Origin of the sequence: Caulobacter sp. AP07, from assembly GCF_000281955.1 — a bacterium.
In the GTDB taxonomy this organism is placed as follows: Bacteria; Pseudomonadota; Alphaproteobacteria; order Caulobacterales; family Caulobacteraceae; genus Caulobacter.
On sequence record NZ_AKKF01000162.1, the window covers coordinates 1 to 20,608 of the forward strand.

The 20,608-nt window shown below is 68.8% G+C and carries 14 protein-coding genes; 9 read left to right on the forward strand and 5 right to left on the reverse strand.

The window, feature by feature from the left end:
- Positions 1-39 precede the first annotated feature (39 nt).
- Positions 40-291, reverse strand: a complete 252-nt coding sequence (locus PMI01_RS13675) for a hypothetical protein (protein WP_007669580.1) — start codon at positions 289-291, stop codon at positions 40-42.
- A gap of 165 nt (positions 292-456) precedes the next feature.
- Here PMI01_RS13675 and PMI01_RS13680 point away from each other — a divergent pair, with 165 nt between their 5' ends.
- The gene (locus tag PMI01_RS13680; RefSeq protein ID WP_007669582.1) at positions 457-1,221 is read left to right on the forward strand and encodes an ATP-binding cassette domain-containing protein; all 765 of its coding nucleotides are present in this window, start codon (positions 457-459) and stop codon (positions 1,219-1,221) included.
- Positions 1,214-2,761, forward strand: a complete 1,548-nt coding sequence (locus PMI01_RS13685) for a glycine betaine ABC transporter substrate-binding protein (RefSeq protein WP_007669584.1) — start codon at positions 1,214-1,216, stop codon at positions 2,759-2,761. The genes PMI01_RS13680 and PMI01_RS13685 overlap by 8 nt, the downstream gene beginning before the upstream one ends.
- Before the next feature lie 35 nt (positions 2,762-2,796).
- Here PMI01_RS13685 and PMI01_RS13690 read toward each other — a convergent pair whose 3' ends face one another.
- Together PMI01_RS13690 and PMI01_RS13695 are read right to left on the reverse strand one after the other, a co-directional pair.
- Entirely contained in the window at positions 2,797-3,372 is a 576-nt protein-coding gene (locus PMI01_RS13690; protein ID WP_007669586.1) for a hypothetical protein, read from the reverse strand.
- 122 nt (positions 3,373-3,494) lie between these two features.
- Complete coding sequence (locus tag PMI01_RS13695) at positions 3,495-3,971, reverse strand: Lrp/AsnC family transcriptional regulator (protein WP_007669588.1); 477 nt, start codon at positions 3,969-3,971, stop codon at positions 3,495-3,497.
- 143 nt (positions 3,972-4,114) lie between these two features.
- On the opposite strand from PMI01_RS13695, the gene PMI01_RS13700 reads away from it, so the two are divergent.
- Positions 4,115-4,474: a hypothetical protein gene (locus PMI01_RS13700; protein ID WP_035036184.1), complete on the forward strand. Its 360-nt coding sequence runs from the start codon at positions 4,115-4,117 to the stop codon at positions 4,472-4,474.
- A gap of 85 nt (positions 4,475-4,559) precedes the next feature.
- Positions 4,560-6,233 (forward strand): alkaline phosphatase PhoY, encoded by a 1,674-nt coding sequence (locus PMI01_RS13705; RefSeq protein ID WP_157223778.1) that lies wholly within the window; start codon positions 4,560-4,562, stop codon positions 6,231-6,233.
- A 39-nt stretch (positions 6,234-6,272) separates the two neighbouring features.
- Here PMI01_RS13705 and PMI01_RS13710 read toward each other — a convergent pair whose 3' ends face one another.
- Together PMI01_RS13710 and PMI01_RS13715 are read right to left on the reverse strand one after the other, a co-directional pair.
- Positions 6,273-7,508, reverse strand: coding sequence for an MFS transporter (locus tag PMI01_RS13710; protein ID WP_007669595.1), 1,236 nt, complete (start codon positions 7,506-7,508; stop codon positions 6,273-6,275).
- 43 nt (positions 7,509-7,551) lie between these two features.
- The gene (locus PMI01_RS13715; protein WP_007669596.1) at positions 7,552-8,520 is read right to left on the reverse strand and encodes a carbohydrate kinase family protein; all 969 of its coding nucleotides are present in this window, start codon (positions 8,518-8,520) and stop codon (positions 7,552-7,554) included.
- Between the two features lie 274 nt (positions 8,521-8,794).
- Between PMI01_RS13715 and PMI01_RS13720 the strand changes: the two genes are divergently transcribed.
- The 5 genes from PMI01_RS13720 (at position 8,795) to PMI01_RS13740 (ending at position 20,331) form a co-directional block, all read left to right on the forward strand.
- Positions 8,795-10,048 (forward strand): ROK family transcriptional regulator, encoded by a 1,254-nt coding sequence (locus PMI01_RS13720; protein ID WP_007669599.1) that lies wholly within the window; start codon positions 8,795-8,797, stop codon positions 10,046-10,048.
- 232 nt (positions 10,049-10,280) lie between these two features.
- Positions 10,281-12,908, forward strand: coding sequence for a TonB-dependent receptor (locus PMI01_RS13725; RefSeq protein WP_238537058.1), 2,628 nt, complete (start codon positions 10,281-10,283; stop codon positions 12,906-12,908).
- A gap of 101 nt (positions 12,909-13,009) precedes the next feature.
- A complete protein-coding gene (locus tag PMI01_RS13730; protein WP_007669606.1) occupies positions 13,010-15,592 on the forward strand; it encodes a family 20 glycosylhydrolase in 2,583 nt (860 codons plus the stop codon).
- A 28-nt stretch (positions 15,593-15,620) separates the two neighbouring features.
- Positions 15,621-17,441, forward strand: a complete 1,821-nt coding sequence (locus PMI01_RS13735; protein WP_007669609.1) for a glycoside hydrolase family 9 protein — start codon at positions 15,621-15,623, stop codon at positions 17,439-17,441.
- Between the two features lie 424 nt (positions 17,442-17,865).
- The gene (locus PMI01_RS13740; protein WP_238537059.1) at positions 17,866-20,331 is read left to right on the forward strand and encodes a TonB-dependent receptor plug domain-containing protein; all 2,466 of its coding nucleotides are present in this window, start codon (positions 17,866-17,868) and stop codon (positions 20,329-20,331) included.
- Positions 20,332-20,608: the final 277 nt, after the last annotated feature.

Below are 20,608 nucleotides of genomic sequence, written 5' to 3' on the forward strand. Positions count from 1 at the left end.
CGCGTGAGGCGGCGAAGCCGTGTCGTGAGGAAAGGCGCCTCAGTGCGAAATCGTGATGCTCACATGAGGCAGCGTCGCCAGCCAGGTCGCGCTCCAGGCCCAGACCTGGTCCACCAGCCCGTGCGGGTCGAGCACGCCGCGCAGGGCGGCGATCATGCCGCCCCAGACCACGGCGTTCAGCAGCACCATCGCGAAGACGGCCCAGTGCAGGCGGCTGACCAAGGCGCGGGCGCGCTTGTCGGCGGGCGTGATGCGGGCTTCGAACGGGCGAGCGGCGAGGGTGGTGGTCATGATCGGTCTCCGGGAGCCGGCCTCGTCGCGGCGAACCGCGCGCGGGGAATCAGCTGTCGCAATAGGCTTCCCACGCCGCGCGTTCTGGCTGACTGTGACAGGACGCCCCTGCGACAGCAGGTCCCTGGGGCGCCGCTTGTCTCGCCCACGCCGATCTGGAGCCGCATGACCGACGCCATCGTCCTGGAACAGGTCCGCAAGGCCTATGACGGCCAGGCGGTCCTCCAGCCGACCAGCCTGTCGATTCCCAAGGCCCAGTTCGTGGCCCTGGTCGGCGGCTCGGGAGCCGGCAAGACCACCCTGCTCAAGACCCTCAACGGCCTGGTCACGCCCACCGGCGGCCAGGTGCGGATCGACGGCGCGCCGACCGCCGACCTGGACGGCCCGACCCTGCGCCGCCGCATCGGCTATGTGTTCCAGGAGATCGGCCTGTTTCCGCACCTGACGGTGGGCGAGAACATCGGCGTGGTTCCGACCCTGCTGGGCTGGGCCGCCGGCGAGATCACGGCGCGCACCGCCGAGCTGCTCGACCTGGTGGCGCTGCCCCGCGACCTGGCCACGCGACGGCCGGCCAACCTGTCCGGCGGCCAGCGCCAGCGGGTGGGCGTGGCCCGGGCCCTGGCGGCGCGACCTTCGATCCTGCTGATGGACGAGCCGTTCGGGGCGCTGGATTCGGTGACCCGCGTCGCCCTGGCCGACGACGTGCGCCGCCTGCACGACCAGCTGTCCCTGACCACGGTGATGGTCACCCACGACATCGCCGAGGCCGTGCTGCTGGCCGACCGCATCGTGGTGATGGCCGCGGGCGAGGTGATCGCCGACGACACGCCGCGCGCCCTGCTGGCCGGCCATCCCGATCCGGCGGTCGAGGCCCTGATGCAGGCCCCACGTCGCCAGGCCGCCCGCATGCGGGAGGTCGCCGGTGAATAGCGGCCTGCTGTCCCTGCTATCCGAGCGCCTGGCCTGGCATGTGGCGCTGTCGGCGGCGGCCCTGGCGCTGGGTCTGCTGATCGCCCTGCCGCTGGGCGTGCTGGCCGCCCGCAGCCCGCGCCTGCGCTGGCCGGCCCTGGCCCTGGCCGGGTTGGTGCAGACCATCCCCAGCCTGGCCTTGCTGGCCCTGTTCTATCCGCTGCTGCTGCTGCTCTCGAACCTGGCCAAGGCCGCGTTCGGCCATGGCTTCTCGGCCCTGGGCTTCCTGCCGTCGCTGCTGGCCCTGACGCTCTATTCGATGCTGCCGATCCTGCGCAACACCGTGGCCGGCCTGACCGGCGTCGAGCCGGCGGTGGTCGAGGCGGCGCGCGGCGTCGGCATGACCGATCGCCAGCGGCTGTGGCGGGTCGAACTGCCCCTGGCCCTGCCGGTGATCATGGCCGGGGTGCGCACGGCGGCGGTGTGGACCATCGGCGCGGCCACGCTCTCCACGCCCGTCGGCCAGACCTCGCTGGGCGACTACATCTTCTCCGGCCTGCAGACCGAGAACTGGGCGATGGTGCTGACCGGCTGCGTCGCCTCAGCGGCCCTGGCCCTGGTGGTCGACCAGCTGCTGGGCTTGGTCGAGCGCGGGGCCGAGCGGCGCGACCGGCGGGTCTGGGGCGCGGGCCTGGCGGGTCTCGCCATCGGCCTGGCGATCGCCGTCGCGCCGTTGGCGGGAAGCCTGGCGCCGCGTCCGTCGTCTTACGTGATCGGGGCCAAGAACTTTTCCGAGCAGTACATCCTGGCCGAACTGATGGCCGACCGGCTGGAAGGGCAGGGGGCGCGGGTGACCCGCAAGATCAACCTCGGCTCGGCCGTCGCCTATCGCGCCCTGGCCGCCGGCGAGATCGACGCCTATGTCGACTATTCCGGCACCCTGTGGGCCAACGTCCTGGGGCGGAGCGACAATCCCGGCCGGACGGCGGTGCTGGACGGGCTGCGGACCGAGCTGAAGCGCCGCGACGGCGTCGTGCTGCTGGCCCCGTTGGGCTTCGAGAACGCCTACGCCCTGGCCATGCGCCGCGACCGCGCCCAGGCCCTGGGGATCACCACCCTGGCCGACCTGGCCGCCAAGGCCCCGGACCTGACCATGGGCGGCGACCTGGAGTTCTTCTCGCGTCCCGAATGGACCAGCGTCGAGCGCACGTACGGCCTGCGCTTCAAGGCCCGGCGCCAGTTCCAGCCGACCTTCATGTACCGCGCCCTCGGCTCGGGCGAGGCCGACGTGATCTCGGCCTTCTCCAGCGACGGCCGCATCGCCGCCGACGGCCTGGTGGTGCTGGGCGACCCGAAGGGCGCGCTGCCGCCCTATGACGCCGTGCTGCTGATCGCCCCGGGCCGGGCCGAGGACGCGCGGCTGCGCAAGGCGCTGGCGGGGCTGGATGGGGCGATCACGGTGGAGGCGATGCGGGCGGCGAACTTCTCGGTCGATCGCGACGACGGGAAAGTCTCGCCGGCGCAGGCGGCCAAGGCGCTGGCGGCGGGGTTGAAGCGATGACGCTTGCCTGGCCGTTGTGCGAGGGTTTCAGCCGTTCAAGCCGAGGTTCCGCGGCGGGTGTCGACGGCGATCCAATTCACTTCCCAGGTGATCCCGCCGTCATCGGAAAACGCTTGCTCAAAGCGAGCGGAGTTGGCGGTCACGTCAGAGATAATGAAGCGCACCAGGATGGCCCGGGCGCCCAGCGTGTCCTGCCCGTAGAATACGCCGCGACCGTCCCTGAACTTGCCATACACCGGCCGGGTCAGCACCCCGCCGCCGGCGAAGTTGAGGCTCCACTGCCGGGCGTCCGGATCGTACAGGCGCAAGGACAAGCCCTCGATCCGTCCGGCCGGTCCTTCGACCTTCAGTTCGACCAGATTGGCGCTGCCGTCCAGTACAGGGCGCACGACAGTCACGCCCTCGTACTTGACCCAGGTGCTGGAACCACTCAGAGGGCGCTGGAGACGAGACAGGCGTGTCGTCCATTCACCGATCTCCCAGTCAAAATCCCGCTGACCATCCCGACTCTCAGCGACGATGGCGGGGGACTGCTGCGCAGCGGCGGCCAGTGGCGGACCGCCGAGCAAAAGCGTCACCGCCGCGATGGCTGTCCTCAAACCGTGGATCATGCCGCCCTCCAAACGTCTCCGCTATGAACAGCAATAGAGCGCATGTGGGCGGCGGAGTCTCGACACGGGCGCCAGGACTGTTTTCCACCCATGGTCGGCGTTGTCGGCTTCCGCCTTCCGCCCTAGTCCATCTCGTCCAGCGGCACCGGGATGGTCAGGCCGCGCTTGACCACGCCCAGGGCGACATTGGTGGTGAACTTGCGGACGTTGGGGTTCTCCACCGCCAGGCGGGCCATCAGGGCGTCGTAGGTCTCGGTGTCGGGCGCGGTGACCACCAGGATGAAGTCGGCCTCGCCGGTGACGTAGAAGGCCTGCTGCACATGCTCCTGGGCCGCCAGCCAGGTTCGCAGCTGGGCCAGCAGTTCGGGGCGGTCGCGCTCGACCTCCAGTGAGACGATGAAGAAGGTCGGCCGACCCACCTTGCGCGGCTCGAGGATGGCGGTGTGGCGGACGATGACCCCGGCGTCCTTCAGCTTGCGCAGCCGGCGCTGCACGGCCGACGGGGACAGGGCGACCTGCTGGGCCAGCTGTTCGGAAGTCTGCCCCGCGTCGTCCTGGACGAGGTTGAGGAGCTGGCGGTCGAAACGATCAAGCTTCATGCCGTGACGCTAGCATTCCGGATGCCGCGCCAGAACGCGGAATTTCCGCGTTCCATGCCCGTTCTTCGCGGCCAGCAGACGCGCCGGCGCGGCTAAACCTCACGGCGTCGCTGAGGCGTTCTCCGTTGAAAGGTCTAGGTCCCTTGCTTGATCATCTGGAAATCCGCACCCGTCGTCTGGCCGATTGCGTCGGCTTCTACCGGCAGGTCCTGGAGCCGGCCGGCTACAGCCTGCTGGTCGATGGACCGAAGAAGGGCTTCGGCTCCGGAGGCCGGCTCGACTTCTGGATCGTCGAGGGCGATCCCTCGGTCGACGTCCACTACGCCTTCGTGACCGACGACCGGGCCGCGGTCGATCGGGCCTACGCCATGGCCGGCGGCCACGGCGGCGTGCAGGAGCGGGCGCCCGCCGTCCTGCCGCACATCCATCCCTACTACTACGCCGGTTTCGCCCACGACCCCGACGGCCGGCTGGTGGAGTTCGTCAGCCACACGGAGGCCTGAGCGCCATCAGGACATCCGGCCGGAAACATCGGCGTTCGGCCAATTCCGACTTGCGACGGTTTTGTGACAATGCATGGTGCGCGCCATGTCTAGCTTCACCAAAGCCGTCGCCGGCCCGGCCCTGACCGCCGCCCTGTTCGCCCTCGCCGGTCCCGCCCAAGCCGCGACCATCGCCAAGCCCGAGCCCAAGCTGGTGGTCGTCATCTCGATCGACCAGTTCAGCGCCAGCCTGTTCGAACAGTACCGGGGCGGCTTCAAGGGCGGGCTGGGGCGAATGGCGCGTGAAGGCGTGGTCTATCCCAGCGGCTACCAGTCGCACGGCATGACCGAGACCTGCCCGGGCCACTCCACCCTGCTGACCGGCAAGTATCCCAACAAGACCGGCATCGTCGCCAACGACTTCTACGACCTGGCCACCGGCCAGAAGACCTATTGCCTGGACGACCCGTCGGTGACCCTGGCCCACGACCCCGCCGCCAAGGGGGTGAGCCCCAAGCGGCTGGAGGCCCAGACCTATGGCGACTGGCTGAAGGCCGCCTCGCCGAAGAGCAAGGTCTACGCGGTGTCGGGCAAGGATCGCGGGGCGATCGCCATGGCCGGCCATCACGGCGACGGCGTGTTCTGGCTGCAGCAGGGCTTTGGCTTCACCACCTGGGTCGAGCCGGGGCAGGACGCCAAGGCGCGGCTGGCGCCGGTGGCGGCGCTGAACCTCAGGCTGGCGGCGGACCTCAAGAAAGCGCCGACCGCCTGGACCTACGCCGACAAGGCCTGCGCGGCCAAGGAGGCCGACTATGTCACCGGCGACCGCCAGTGGCGCGCGGCCCTGCCGCTACCCAAGGCGACCGACGCGGCCGGCGCGGCCCGAAACCTGGCGACCAGCCCCTATACCGACCGGGTGACCCTGGAGGCCGCCCAGGCCCTGCGCGAGGAATTCCATCTGGGCGACGGCGACGCGGTCGACATGCTGACCGTCAGCCTGTCGGGCACCGACTTCGTCGGCCACCGGTTCGGCACGCGCGGGCCGGAGATGTGCGACCAACTGGGCCAGCTCGACGCCCGACTGGGCGACTTTTTCGACGGCCTGTCCAAGGTGAAGGGTCAGGTGCTGGTGGTGCTGGCCGCCGACCATGGCGGCTCGGACTTCCCCGAGCGGTTGCGCGAACAGGGCTACGACGCCGGCCGGGTGTCGCCGATCGCCTGGCTGAAGGACCTCAACGCCGCCGTCCGCGCGCAACTGGGGCTGGGCCACGATCCCCTGGTCCAGGCGGGCGGCATCGAGTCGCTCTATGTGGTCGGTTCGGACGGCAAGGCGCCGTCGGCAGTCGATCACGCGCGGATCACCGCCGCGGCGCTGGCGATCCTGGCCAAGCGGCCGGAGGTGTTCGAGGCCTATGACGCGGGCGCCCTGGCCACCGCCGCGCCGCCGCCCAAGGGTACGCCGCCGGACGAGATCAGCGTCGCCGAACGCATGCGTCGCAGCGCCTATCCCGGCCGGATCGGCGACATCCTGGTGGCCTTCCAGCCCTACCTGACCCCGGCCTCGGCCGGCGCCAGCTATGTGGCCAGCCACGGCAGCCCGTGGAACTACGACCGGCGGGTGCCGATCGTGTTCTGGTGGAAGGGCGCGGGGGCGCGTGAGCGGGTGCTGCCGATCGAGACCGTGGACATCGCCCCGACGATCGCCGCGGTGACGGGCGTGGCCGTGCCGGCGGATGTCGATGGGCGGTGTCTGCCGCTGGGGCCTGGGCCTGGGTGTTAGGAACGAGAAACCCTCTCCCAGGGGGAGAGGGTCTCCAGATTAAGCCGCCACCTTCTTCCGCCAGGTGATCGTCTCGTTGCGCACCAGCGGCCGCGCCCAGAACCCGATGCTCATCAGGAAGCCCAGCGTCACGAACACCGCCAGCATCGCCGCCCGCAGGCCGATGTGTTCGCCCAGCGCCCCGACGATCAGCGGCACGACGGCTCCGCCCAGGATGCCCGAGCACAGGATGCCCGACAGCGCCCCGTGGTTCTTCGGCACGGAGTTGAGCGCCAGCGAGAAGACGATCGAGAACATCGCCGACAGGAAGAAGCCGCAGGTCGGGAAGGCGATCAGCGACACCTGACGGTCGCCGAACAGCGCCGCGCCGACGCAGACCATGGCCAGGGCGCAGATCGCCACCAGCACCGCCTTGGCGTCGAACAGCTTCAGCGCCCCCAGGCCGACCAGGCAGCCCACCGACATCAGGCCCCAGAAATTACCGACGCTGTGGGCGCCCTCGGCGGTCGGCGAAACGCCGTGATAGGTCGCCAGGAACTGGCTCATCCAGTTGGCCAGGCTCTGTTCGGTGCCGACATAGGCGGCGATCCCCAGGAAGAACAGGATCACGTGCGGGGTCTTGAGCAGGGTGACGTAGGCGTCGAAGGCCCCGGCCTTCTCCTCGTCCTTCAGCTCGATCGCCGGGATTTTCATGCAAAGGGTGACCAGGATCACCGCGCCGAAGATCACCGCGAACAGCCAGTAGAGCGCGATCCACTGGGGCTGGGCGGCGAAGGGCAGGGCGGCCAGCAGGTCCCTGGCGCCCCGGCCGGTCATCAGGCCGGCGAACACCAGCGGGCTGACGAACGAGGCCAGGCCGAACACCAGCTGGCCCATCACCGAATAGAAGGCGAAATGCTGCTCGCCGCCGGCCACCCGCATCAGCGGATTGATCACCACCTGCAGCATGGCCATGCCCAGGCCGATCACGAACAGCGCCCCCACCGCCACGCCGTAGGTCGGGAAGCGCGAGAAGGCCAGGGCTCCGGCCAGGTTCAGCAGGAAGGCGGCCAGCAGCACGGGCTTGGGCCCGAAGGTCTCGATCATCATTCCGGCCGGGATCGACACCACGCCATAGGCCAGGAAGAACGAGAACGGCAGGAAGCCGGCCAGGGTCAGGCTGAGGCGGAAGTCGGAGATGATCAGCGGCATCAACGGGCCGATGATGTTGGTCACGAAGGAGATCACGAACCAGACGACCAGAATGTAGCCGACCACCAGAGCCCGGTTTTTCATCGTCGTTTCCCCCGTCCTTTTTCTTCTAGTTCTAGTTCTAGTTCTAGTTCCGCCCGGCGTGGGCTGGAGCGACCAGGTCGGCCAGTTGTCCCGGCGCGATGGCGCGGCGCGGGAAGTGGTTGATGATCGCCGAGGCGGCACGGCAGCCGCCGGCCAGGGCGTCCTGGATCCCCAGCCCCGAAAGGCGCGCCGCCAGGTAGCCGGCGTTGAACGAATCGCCGGCCCCGATGGTGTCGAACACCTCGACCTGGGGCGCGGCGGCGGCGAACCGCGCGCCGCCGTAGTGGGCTACGGCCCCCTTGGCTCCGGTCTTGGCGACCAGCACGGCTTCGGGCCGCAGCAGCGGGGTCAGGCGGCGCAGGGCGGTGTCCAGGTCGTCGGCCTCGGCCAGGCCGGTGACCTCGATCTCGTTGAGCAGGATGTGATCGCAGCGGCTGAGCCAGCCCAGCGTCGCGGCGCGGATCGCCGGGGTCCAGCCCTCGGGCGGCCAGCCGGTGTCGATGGCGATCTGGTAGCCCAGATCGGCCAGGTCGCCGATCACCTGGCCATAGGCCTCGCGCATCTTCGGCAGCAGGAAGGCGCCGGTCAGCAGGGCGATGGAGCCGGGAGCCGGAGCCGCGCCCACCAGGGGGCGGATCTGCGCCCAGCTCTGCTCTTCCAGATGGCCCTTGGTGGTGAAGAAGGTCCGCTCGCCGCAGGTGTGGATGACGCCGGTCGACACGGTGGTCGCCGCCTGGGCCACGCCCAGCTGGGCGTCGACGCCGGAGAACTCGCCCGCCAGCCAGCCGCCGAAGGTGTCGGCGCCGACCTGCGACAGCAGGCGGCACGGCGCGCCCAGGTGGCGCATGGCCAGGGCGGTGTTGCCGCCCGAGCCGCCGGCCCGCAGTTCGCTGCGCCGCATGATCGTCTCGGTGCCGATGGCCGGCCAGCCGTCGACGGGGCCCAGCACCAGGTCGACGGCGACGTCGCCGATGATCGCCAGGCTGGGCGGGGCGGTGTTTTGGTGATCCATCGGAGGTTTGCTCATTCGTCCCATGCCCGGGAACGGGTCGGCGCCTGCCGATCCGCCTTGGATCGCCGCGCCACGTCTCCGCCCCAGATCGTATGCCCGGGCCCGCTTCGTGTCGGCGGACCCCATGTTCGACGGCAAGGATGCGAGGGCGTCCGGCGCGTGTCAATTAATAAAACCAATGGATGGAAGAAATTGGCCGAGAGGGCGCGGCCCTTGTGGACACGCCATCCGAGTGGCAGGAGTCGCCTCCGAAATCTGGAGTTTGAAAGCCCGCATGGCCACCCGCGGCGCCACCCAGCAGTCCAGCGCGCCCTACAACCGGCGCATCGTGCTGGACGTCATCCGCCGTCGTGGCGAGGTCTCGCGCAAGGAGATCATCGACCTGGTGGCGCTCAGCCCCCAGACGGTGGCCAACATCACCCAGGACCTGGAGGAGATCGGCCTGGTCGTCTCCAAGCGACTGAAGGGCGAGAAGGCCCGCGGCCAGCCGCCCATGGCCTTCACCCTGGACCCGCGCGGCGGCGATTCGATCGGCGTCAGCCTGGAGCCGCGCCGGGCCTCGGCGGCCCTGGTCAACCTGGTCGGCGAGGTGCTGCACCGCCGCGAGGTCGAGATCGACGCCCGCGACCAGGCGGCCACCCTGGCGACCATGGTCCAGCTGGTGCGCGAACTGCAGGCCTGCTCGGCCGACGCCAAGCGCATCTGGGGCGTGGGCGTGGCCCTGCCGGGGCCGTTCGACGTGCCCGGCCTCAGCTTCACCGGGCCCACCGCCTTCGAGGGTTGGACCGACCTGTCGATCCTGGAGGACCTGCAAAAGGCCACCGGCCTGCACGTGTTCTACAACATCGACAGCGCCGCCGGGGCGCTGGGCGAGTCGCTGTTCGGCGTGGCGCAAGGCCTGACGGGCTTCTTCTACCTGCATTTCGGCGTCGGCCTGGGCGGGGCGCTGGTCGTCGACAAGGCCGCCTACAAGGGCGCCAACGGCAACGCCACCGAGATCGGCCACATCCCGATCGTGCCGCACGGCAAGGCCTGCTACTGCGGCAACCACGGCTGCCTGGAGCGCTACGTCTCGCTGCACTCGCTGTCGGAATCCGTCAGCGGCGACCCCGACGTCGAGCTGACCGCCGGCCAGATCCTCGCCCTGCTGGACGCCGAGGACGAGCGGCTGATGGACTGGTGCCGGCAGGCCGCCGGCCACCTGCGCAACGCCATCTGCATCATCGAGAACATGCTCGACCCCTCGACCATCGTCATCGGCGGTTCGGCTCCGCGGGCCCTGGTCGAAAGGCTGGTGGCCCTGGCCATGCCGCTGCGCCATTCGGTGCGCGGCGGGGCGGGGGACGGGGGCGCGCGCATCACCCTGTCCGAGCGTCAGGAGGACAGCTCGATCCTTGGGGCGGCGGTGCTGCCGATCCACGAGATGCTGTCGCCCAGCTTCGATGTGCTGCTGCAGGAGCGCCAGGGCCGGCTGGAGGTCGAGACCTTCCTGGGCGGCCGCCCGAGTGGTCGCGCTAACACCCTCTGATCGCGTTTTATCCTCGGGCGCCGCCGTCTCGATCAGCACGTTACATTAAAAACATCCAATAGAAGTATATATTGACACCCCCCAAATCCGGCGCCTATCGTCCCAGTGTCGAAGGGCGGCGCACGGCGTCGATCCCGGACGAAAGATTGGCTGCGAGCGCTTGAAGGGTGAGCCGGACGGAAGATCCGTCGAGGTTCAAGCGCTTGTAAAAACAAGAAGAAGGGGGAATTTCGTGACTCAAGTCGCACGTCGTCGCCACATCGGTCGACGCACCGCTTTGCTGATGGGCTCGGCCCTGGCCGCCACGGCCCTGCCGGCCGTCGCCATGGCCCAACAGGTCGCCGCCGCCGCCTCCGAGGTCGGGGTGCTGGAAGAGCTGGTGGTCACCGCTTCGAAGCGTGAAACCAAGCTGATGCAGACGCCGCTGGCGATCTCGGCCTTCACCCAGGACAGCCTGGACCGCCAGGGGATCAAATCGGCCCGCGACCTGTCGGCCACCATGCCCAACGTGCAGCTGAGCACCGGCCAGGACAGCGGCACGGCCGCCACCATCCGCGGCGTCACCTCGACCGACTTCACCGAAGTGGGCGAGGGCGCGGTCGCCATCCACCAGGACGGCTTCTACTCCCCCCGCTCGCAGGGCGCCCTGGCGCTGATGTTCGACGTCGAGCGCGTCGAGGTGCTGCGCGGGCCGCAGGGCACGCTGTTCGGCATGAACTCGCCGGCCGGCGCGATCAACATCATCCCCGCCAAGCCGGCGTTCGGCGACTTCTTCGGCAAGGTCGAGGGCGAGCTTGGCAACTACAACGCCAAGCAGCTGCGCGGCAGCGTCAACTGGGGGATCAGCGACAAGTTCGCCGTGCGCGCGGCCTTCATGGTCGAGAAGCACGACGGCTACATCACCCAGGTGCAGGACTTCACCGACCTGGAGGAGCCGGCCTACGGCATCCACAAGGACGGGATCCCGGACGTCGACCAGCGCCGCAACCACCTGGTCAAGCCCAAGGACTACTACAACAACGCCGACCAGTGGGCCGTGCGCCTGATCAGCCGCTGGCGGCCGATCGAGAAGCTGGAGCTGACCGGCACGGTCTCACGGTTCTCGGACCAGGGCGCGGGCGACATCGACTATGTCGACTGCCAGCAGGCGGCTGGCACCCCGGCGGCCTGCGACCATCCGCTGCGCTACGCCAAGATCAACGTGCCCGGCAAGCGGGACATGACGGTCGACGACTATCAGCTGAAGGTCGGCTACGAGCTGACCGACAAGGCGATGCTGGAGTACCGCGCCGCCTACCAGGACCAGAGGCGCGACCAGATCGCCGACATCGACGGCGGCGCTCATCCGCCCTCGGCCTGGGCCTCGATCGGCGATCCCTCGCTGCACTCGCCCGAAGCCGTGCTGACCGGCTATTACCCGATCTGGGACGAGAGCTGGGCCACCAAGGGCAGCAAGTATCGCACCACCACCCACGAGGTGCAGCTGAAGTCGACCGGTTCTTCCAAGTTCCAGTACGTCCTCGGGGCTTACTACCTCAAGGAAAACAAGAAGATCCGGTACGACATCGAGACGCTGGCCAACAAGAGCTGGTCGGACCAGGCCACGGCGTCGTCGTACGATCCGGCGCTGGGCTTTCAGCCGGACGGCCTGCCCGACACCTGGGTGTTCGACCAGAACAAGCGCACCACCGAGTCCAAGGCCCTGTTCGGCCAGTTCGACTATCGCGTGCTCGAAAAGCTGAACCTGACGGCCGGCTATCGCTACAGCTGGGACAGGAAGACCGACCAGGGCGGGATGACCTACGCCTTCTGGGAGGGCTCCAGCGCCTGGTACAACGGTCACCACACGCCCGACAGCATCCGCGGCCATCAGGCGCCGGACCTGAACTTCGACATGGGCGGCGACGCGCCCCTGGGCACGGTCATGCCGGGCGGCGAGCCCAACAACGTGGCCATGAAATGGAAGCAAGGCACCTATCGCCTGGGCGCCCAGTACTATCCCGACGACAACACCATGTGGTTCGCCTCGGTCGCCACCGGCTACAAGATGGGCGGCATGTATGAGATGTTCGACTTCTGCAACAACGGTTGCATGAACCTTCTCACCTATGATCCCGAGACGGTGAAGACCTACGAGCTGGGCTACAAGGCCACCCTGCTGGAAGGCCGCGCCCGCCTGTCGATCACCGGCTTCTACAGCGACTACACCGACATGCAGAACACCGGCGAGAAGGTGGTCGGCGTCGACACCAACCCGATCAGCCCCCACTTCGGCGACCCGGTGCTGGCCTGGACCACCGACAACCTCAACAGCGCCCGGATCCAGGGTCTGGAGGTCGAGTTCGACATCATCCCCTGGGCCAACGGCCGCCTGTCGGGCTACGGCGCCTGGCTGGACACCAAGATCAAGAACGGCGGAACCTTCTCCGACGGCTTCGCCTGCGCCGAGCGCGAGATCCTGGGCGTGGCCCACTGCGGCGCGCCTGGCCAAGACACCATCGTCGGCAACCAGCTGCCCTTCGCCCCGAAGTACTCGATGTCGGTGACCTATGAGCACACCATCGGCCTGAAGAACGGCTACGACTTGCTGCCCTATGTCCAGGTCCACTGGCAGGACCGCATGTGGATGGACGTCCAGAACCTGGACCTGAAGCACTTCGACAACTCGCAGCACGCCTTCGCCAAGATCAACGCCAGCCTGAAGATCAAGGCCCCCGAGGACCGGTACTATGTCGAGCTGTTCGGCGAGAACCTGACCAACAAGGACACCAAGAACTACGGCGGCTTCAATCGCGGCGCGATCCGCGGCTCCTACGACCCGCCGCGCACCTGGGGGGTGCGCCTGGGCTACACCTTCTGACGTTCCTCCCTTAATCGTCAGAACCGGGAGGACGGCGTTCTTGTGGGCCGTCCTCCCACCTTTTCCAGAACCTGCCGGAGCCACCGACGAAAGGGCCCGACGTGAGGAAACGACAGACGCGGACCTGGCTGGGCGCGGGCGCGGCCTTGGCGATGCTGCTGGGCGCGGGCGGGGCCTTGGCCCAGCCGACCCAGGCGCAACTCGACCGGTTCGCCGCGACCCTGAAGGTCGGCTACACGGTGCTCGACAACCGGCCCGCCGCCACGGCCTGCGCGCCCGCCCCATCCTGCATGCTGGCCGAGCTGACCCTGTCGGCGCCCGAGGCCCCGGCGGCCGGCTGGTCGCTGTATTTCAGCAGCGTCGACAAGATCCAGAACGCCGGCGGCGATCTCTTCGCGCTCACCCACATCAACGGCGACCTCTATCGCCTGACGCCGACGGCGGCCTTCGCCGGCTTCGCGCCGGGCCAGCCGATCCGCATCGCCCTGCGCCTCGACGGCCATCAGCTGTCCGAGCTCTATCCGATGCCCAACCACTATGTGGCGGCCGACGGCCTGGCCGCGCGGACCATCGCCAGCACCCGGCCGGTGATCGACCCGGAGACGGGCCTGGAGAGCCTGGCCTTCGTCGCGGCGTTCACCGACGAGGCCCGCCTGGCCGGTGGTTCGGCGGCCGACGCGACGGTGTGGGCCACCGCCCCGCGCCTCTACCAGGTCAACGCCGCCACCGGAGCAAGCGTGCAGCCGATCCCGCGCGGCGCGATCCTGCCGACTCCACTGGACGCCAGGCTCGATCCGAACGGCGCGAGCCTGGACCTGTCGCGCGGCGTGGCCGTGTCGCTGGCGGGCGCGAAACGCGCGGAGCTCGCGGCCGCCCTGTCGCGCCTGGCCAAGGTCGGGGTAGGTCAGGCCAAGGGCGGCGCGCCGCTGAAGATCACGGTCGCGGCGGCCGAGGCGCTGTCGCCCGGCGCCTACCGCCTGACGACCACGGTCCAGGCGATCCAGGTCACGGCGTCCGACGCCGAGGGCGCGGCCAACGGCCTGGCCTCGCTGACCGCCCTGGTCGACGCCCGCCGCTCGGTTCCGGTGCTGACCATCGACGACGCCCCGCGCTTCGCCTTCCGGGGCCTGCATATCGACGTGGCCCGCAACTTCCATTCCAAGGCCGAGGTCCTGGCCATCCTCGACCAGATGGCGGCCTACAAGCTCAACCGCCTGCACCTGCACCTGGCCGACGACGAAGGCTGGCGGGTCGAGATCATGGGGTTGCCGGAGCTGACGCAGGTCGGCTCGCGCCGCTGCCACGACCTGGCCGAGCGCACCTGCCTGATCCCGCAACTGGGCTCGGGTCCCGATCCGAGCACGCCGGTCAACGGCTTCTATTCGCGGGCCGACTACATCGAGATCGTCCGGGCGGCCCAGGCCCGCCACATCCAGGTGATCCCGTCCTTCGACATGCCGGGCCATTCGCGGGCGGCGATCAAGGCGATGGAGGCTCGCGCCGCCCGTCTGCGCGCCGCCGGCCGCCCGGAGGCCGAGGCCGGCCGCTACCTGCTCAGCGAGGCGGCCAACAAAAGCGTCTACAGCAGCATCCAGCACTACAGCGACAACACCATCAATGTCTGCCTCGACAGCAGCTACGCCTTCCTCGGCAAGGTGGTGGACGAGATGGCCCGGCTGCACGCCGCCGCCGGCCAGCCCCTGACCCGCTACCATATCGGGGCCGACGAGACGCCCGGCGCCTGGACTGACTCGCCGGCCTGCGCGGCCTACGAGAAGAAGGCCGGCGTCGCGCCGGCCGACCTGGGCGGTCATTTCATCGAGCGGGTCTCGGCCATGCTGGCGGCCAAGGGCGTCGTCCCGGCCGGCTGGAGCGACGGCATGAGCCACGCCAAGGCCGAGCGCATGCCCGGCCAGGTGCACTCCAACAACTGGGGCGCGCTGGGCGGGGAGGGGCCGGCCAGCGCCCATCTCCAGGCCAATCAGGGCTGGGAGGTGGTGATCTCCACCCCCGAGGTCCTGTACTTCGACAGCCCCTACGCCGCCGATCCCAAGGAGCGCGGTTACGACTGGCCCTCGCGCGCCACCGGCACACGCAAGGTCTTCGACTTCATGCCCGAGAACCTGCCGGCCCACGCCGAGCTGTGGACCGACCTGCACGGCAAGGACCAGGCCTCCAAGGACGAGCATCCGCTGAAGCCCGGCGTCCGCTTCGCGGGCCTGCAGGGCCAGCTGTGGAGCGAGACCATCCGCTCCGACGCCCAGGTCGACTACATGCTCTATCCCCGGATGCTGGCCCTGGCCGAGCGCGCCTGGCACGTCGCCGACTGGGAAGAGCCCTACGCGCCCGGCGCCGGCTACAGCCGCGCCACCGGCGCCTTCGACGCGGCGCAGCGCGCCAGGCGCGACGCCGACTGGAACGCCTTCGCCAACCTGCTGGGCGGACGGGAGCTGGCCCGGCTGGACGCGGCGGGCGTCGCCTATCGCGTGCCGAGCGTCGGGGCGGTGGTCGAGGGCGGCAAGCTGCGCGCCAACGTCGAATTTCCGGGCCTGCCGATCGAGTACCGCGTCGAGGGCGGCGCCTGGCGGCTCTACGTCCCGGACGCGCCCGTCTCGGGCCGGGTGGAGGTGCGGGCCCGCACCGCCGACGGCAAGCGGGCCGGCCGAAGCCTCGTCGTTCAATAGTCAGTCATTCTGGTTTGGGGGAAGCGTGATGCTCGCCAAGAAGAAACGGTTCGCGGCCTTGACGGTCGCCTTGATGGCGGGCTCGGCCCTGGCCGGCGGCGCCTGGGGCGCCGATCTCAAGGTTCACCTCAACCAGGTCGCCCTGGAGCGCGACGGACCCAAGGTCGCGGTGGTCGAATACTCAGGTCCGGCCTCGCCCGGCGGCTTCACCGTGCTCAAGGACGGCGCGCCCGGCCTGACCGGCGCCCTGACGCCGCTGCCGGCTTTCGGCGAGTGGGGCGCGGGCAAGCAATATTACCAGGCCGATTTCTCTGGCCTGGAGACCGACGGGACCTATCAGCTGAAGGTCGCCATCGGCGGCGACACGGCGACCTCGGCCCCAGTCAAGGTGGCCGACGACGCGCTGTTCGCCGCCACCGCCTCGGCCCTGGTCAACTACTTCAAGCTCAGCCGCCACACCAAACCGGCCGACCACAAGATCCGCGTCTATGGCACGGACCGCGTCGTCGACGTCTGGGGCGGCTGGAAGGACGCCGGCGGCGACAACGGCAAATACCTGTCGCACCTGTCCTACGCCAACTTCTTCAATCCCCAGCAGACCTCATTCACCGCCTGGTCGCTGGCCAAGGCCCACGACATGGCGCCCGAGCGGTTCCGCAAGGCCGGGCTGGAACAGCAGCTGATCGAGGAGGCGCTGTGGGGCGCCGACTACCTGCACCGGCTGCTGTCGCCCGAGGGCTACTTCTACATGACCGTCTTCGACCGCTGGGCGACGCCCGGCGCCGAGCGGGTGGTCACCGGCTATGTCGGGGTCGAGGGGGTCTACACCGAGGACTACCAGGCCGCGGCCCGCGAGGGCGGGGCGGTGGCGGTCGCCGCCCTGGCCCGCGCCGCGCGGCTGTCCAAGGCCAGCGGCGTGAACGGCGTGTTCCCGGCCGAACAGTACGAAGCCGACGCCGAACGGGCCTTCGCCCATCTCCAGGCCAACAACCGTCGCTATGTCGATGACGGCCGCGAGAACATCATCGACGACTACGCCCTGCTGCTGGCCGCCACCGAGCTCTTCCGCTCGACCGGCAAGCCGGCCTATCTGGACGCCGCCCGCCGGCGCGCCAAGGCTCTGGAAGGCCGCCTGACCCCCGAGGGTTGGTTCCGCAGCGACGACGGCGACCGGCCGTTCTACCACGGGGCCGACGCCGGCTTCCCGGTGCTGGCCCTGGGTGAGTACCTGGACATCGAGCCCGACGCCGCCCGCGTGGCCGCGGCCAAGGCGGTGATCGCCAGGAGCCTGGCCGCGCAACTGGCCCTCAACGCCAAGGTCGCCAACCCCTACGACTATCCGCGCCAGACCTTCCGGATGTCCAAGGCCGGCAAGCCGGTCGGCGGGCGGCAGGAGGGCTTCTTCATGCCGCACGTCAACGAGACCGGCTACTGGTGGCAGGGCGAGAGCGCGCGGCTGGCCTCGCTGTCCTACGCGGCGGTGGTCGGCGGCCGGGCGACCGATCCGCAAGCCGGCGGGACCTTCGGCGTCGCCCCCGACCTGGCGACCTTCGCCCAGGCCAATATCGACTGGACCCTGGGGCGCAACCCCTACGACCTGAGCCTGCTCTACGGCTTCGGGGCCAGGAACCCGCCGCACGCCGACAGCGCCGGCGACATGGTGGCGGGCGGGATTTCCAACGGGATCACCGGCGCTCCCGACAGCGATTCCGGCCGGGGAATCGCCTTCGCCGCCGGCCCCGACGAGCAGAACTGGCGATGGATCGAGCAGTGGATCCCCCACACCTCGTGGATGCTGCTGGCGGCCACGGCCATGACCCAGCCGGCGGGCGCCGCTCCGGCGAAGTAGGTCGAATCCCGCAGCCGGGATTTTCACCCTCGAAGACATCCGGCCGGTCGTCCCTGGGACGGCCGGCCAAATTTTTGGGACCCACCGGGGAGGGATTGTGGCGTTTCGGCGCCGCCTCGGTGATCAGCATTCTGCCCAAAAATGCGGGCGGGCGCCGTGCAAAGGGGCGCCTGGGGCCCCAATCACCGCCTTGCGATCTCACGGCGATCGAAGCTGTTGCAGAAATTTCAGGGCTGACGAACTGTTCGTATGCGGCTGTCGCCGTGAGTTGCGTCTGTATTCTAGTGTAAAAACAAGAACACGCTTACCGGGAAACGCCATGGAGGAGAGAACAATCGCGCGTTGAAGCGCTACGAGGGGATACTAAATGAATAATCGCTCACGGAATGTTCTGCTTGCAGGGATTTCAACCGTCAGCATCGCTTTGGCGTGCAGCGCGAATGCATTCGCCGCCGATGTTCCCGAACCGACCGAGGCCGCCGAGCTGGAAGCGGTGATCGTCACCGGCACCCGTCAGACCGGCCTGAAGGTCATCGACAGCCCCGCGCCCGTGCAGGTGGTCGATTCCACAACGCTCCAGCGCACCGGCCAGACCGACCTGCGTCTGGGCCTGGCGAATCTGGTGCCGTCGTTCAACGCCCAGGCCTTCGGCGGGGACGCCGCCAACCTGACCCTTTCGGCCCGTCTGCGGGGCCTCAGCCCCAACCACGCCCTGGTGCTGATCAACGGCAAGCGCCGCCACACCACCGGCAACCTCGCGGTCCTGTCGGGGTCCTATCAAGGCGCGGCCGCGGCCGACCTCAACTTCATCCCCATGGCCTCGATCGGTCGGATCGAAGTGCTGACGGACGGCGCCGCGGCCCAGTACGGCACCGACGCCATCGCCGGCGTCATCAACGTCATCCTCAAGAAGGGCGCCTCGGGCGGCACGATCTCGGCCACCGGCGGTGAATATTTCGACGGCGGCGGCAAGACCGCCGGGCTGTCGGTCAATCTCGGCATGGCGCCGACCGAGAACAGCTACCTGAACCTGACGGCCGAGACCAAGTACCACGGCTTCAGCAACCGCGGCCTGCCCGACCAGCGCCTCTACAATCCGGCCAGCCCCAGCTATTCGGCGGCCAACAACGCCGTTGAGAGCAAGATCCCGGGCTACCCGAACCTCAACCTGATTTCGGGCGACGCCGAGTACCGGCTCAGCAACCTGGGCTACAACGCCGCCATCACCCTGCCGGCCGACTTCGAGGTCTATTCGTTCGGCACCTACGGCCACAAGGACGCCTCGGCCTACGAGAACTACCGCCGCTACAACCGCGTCCAGGGCAAGCAGGGCGCGGCCGACCGGCCCTTCCCGCTGGGCTTCAGCCCCCGCGAGCGGATCATCGAGGACGACTACGCCATGACGCTGGGCGTCTCGGGCGCGGTGCTGGGCTGGGACGTCGACCTCAGCGCCACCTACGGCAAGGACTCCATCGAGGTCCGCGTCGAGGACTCGGCCAACGCCAGCCTCTATGCCGACACCTCGACCCTGACGACCAAGGGCTTCACCCCGACCTCGTTCCACGCCGGCAGTTGGCTGACCACCCAGTGGACCAACAACCTCGACCTGCGGAAGGACTTCGAGGTCGGCCTGGCCACCCCGCTGGACGTGGCCTTCGGCTTCGAACAACGGCGTGACACCTACGCGATCGGCCAGGGCGACGCGGCCTCGACCTACAAGGAAGGCTCGCAATCCTATCCGGGCTTCTCCAAGACCGACGCCGGCGGCCACAGCCGCACCAACTGGGCGGCCTATACCGACCTGGCGGTCTCACCGGTCATCGCCTGGAAGATCGACGCCGCGGCGCGCTTCGAGCACTTCAGCGACTTTGGCGACACCACCGTCTTCAAGCTGACCAGCCGCTACGACTTCAACGACATGATCGCCATCCGCGGCACGGCCAGCACCGGCTTCCGCGCCCCGACCCTGGCGGAATCCTACTATTCGGCCACCAACGTCTCGCCGACCTCGGCCTTCGTCCAACTGGCGCCGAACTCAGCCGCCGCCGCCCTTCTGGGCATCGGCAAGCTGAAGCCGGAGAAGTCGCGCAACTACAGCATCGGCGCCGTGCTGCATCCGATTCCGAAGATGACCGCGACGATCGACGCCTACCGCATCGAACTGCGCGACCGGATCTTCGGCTCCAGCTCGGTCTACGGCCTGCGCAACGGGGTGGTGACCTCGCCGCAGGTCACGGCGGCGATCATCGCCAACGGCAACAGCCTGGACCCGACGGTGACCAGCACCGGGATCAACATCTTCTCCAACGGGCTGGACACCCGCACCCAGGGCGTGGACGTCGTGGTCTCGTACCCGACCGACCTGGGCGCCTACGGCCGCATCGACTGGACCCTGAGCGGCAACTACAACACCACCAAGATCACCAAGGTGAAGGCGCCGCCGGCCTCGCTGTCGACGCCCAGCACGCCGTTCCCGAACGGCCAGGTGCTGTTCGCCGGCAACGCCGCCTCGCTGCTCGAAAAAGCCTCGCCCAAGTACAAGGTCGGCCTGAACGCGCTCTATAGCTACGGCCCGCTGACCGTGAACCTGACCGAGACCCTCTACGGCGAATCCTCGTCGCTGTCGGATCCCGGCACCGGTCCGCTGCTCAACACCAAGATCGGCGCGGCGGCGATCACCGATCTGGAGGTCTCCTACAAGCTGCCAGCCGGCGTCACCGCGACGATCGGCGCCAACAATCTGTTCAACGAGTATCCGGACAAGTTCTCGGCCGCGTTCCAGAGCGCCTGCATCGCCTCCGGCGGTGGTTGCGTGGGGCAGTACCCCACCTACTCGCCGTTCGGCATCAACGGCGGCTACTACTACGGCCGGGTGACCGTCGCCTTCTGATCCCTGTCGGAAGGACTTCGCCTGAGAAAGAGCCGGGCCTCGCGCCCGGCTCTTTTTGCGTTTTCGTCAATTTCATTTTCCGCCGCCGGGAACGCACTTTTCCGCCGTAAAATTTCACCTCGCCTGCTCTTCATACAAGCGGCATCATGGGCGCCCATGGGTACGGCATACCGGGCCTTCTCATAAGGCTGGCGAGTTTTTCGCATTGTTCCACCCCTGCCGTGGCCTGACATATCAGCACGCGGACGCTTGGTTCCTGGGCGGATATCGCGGCGGA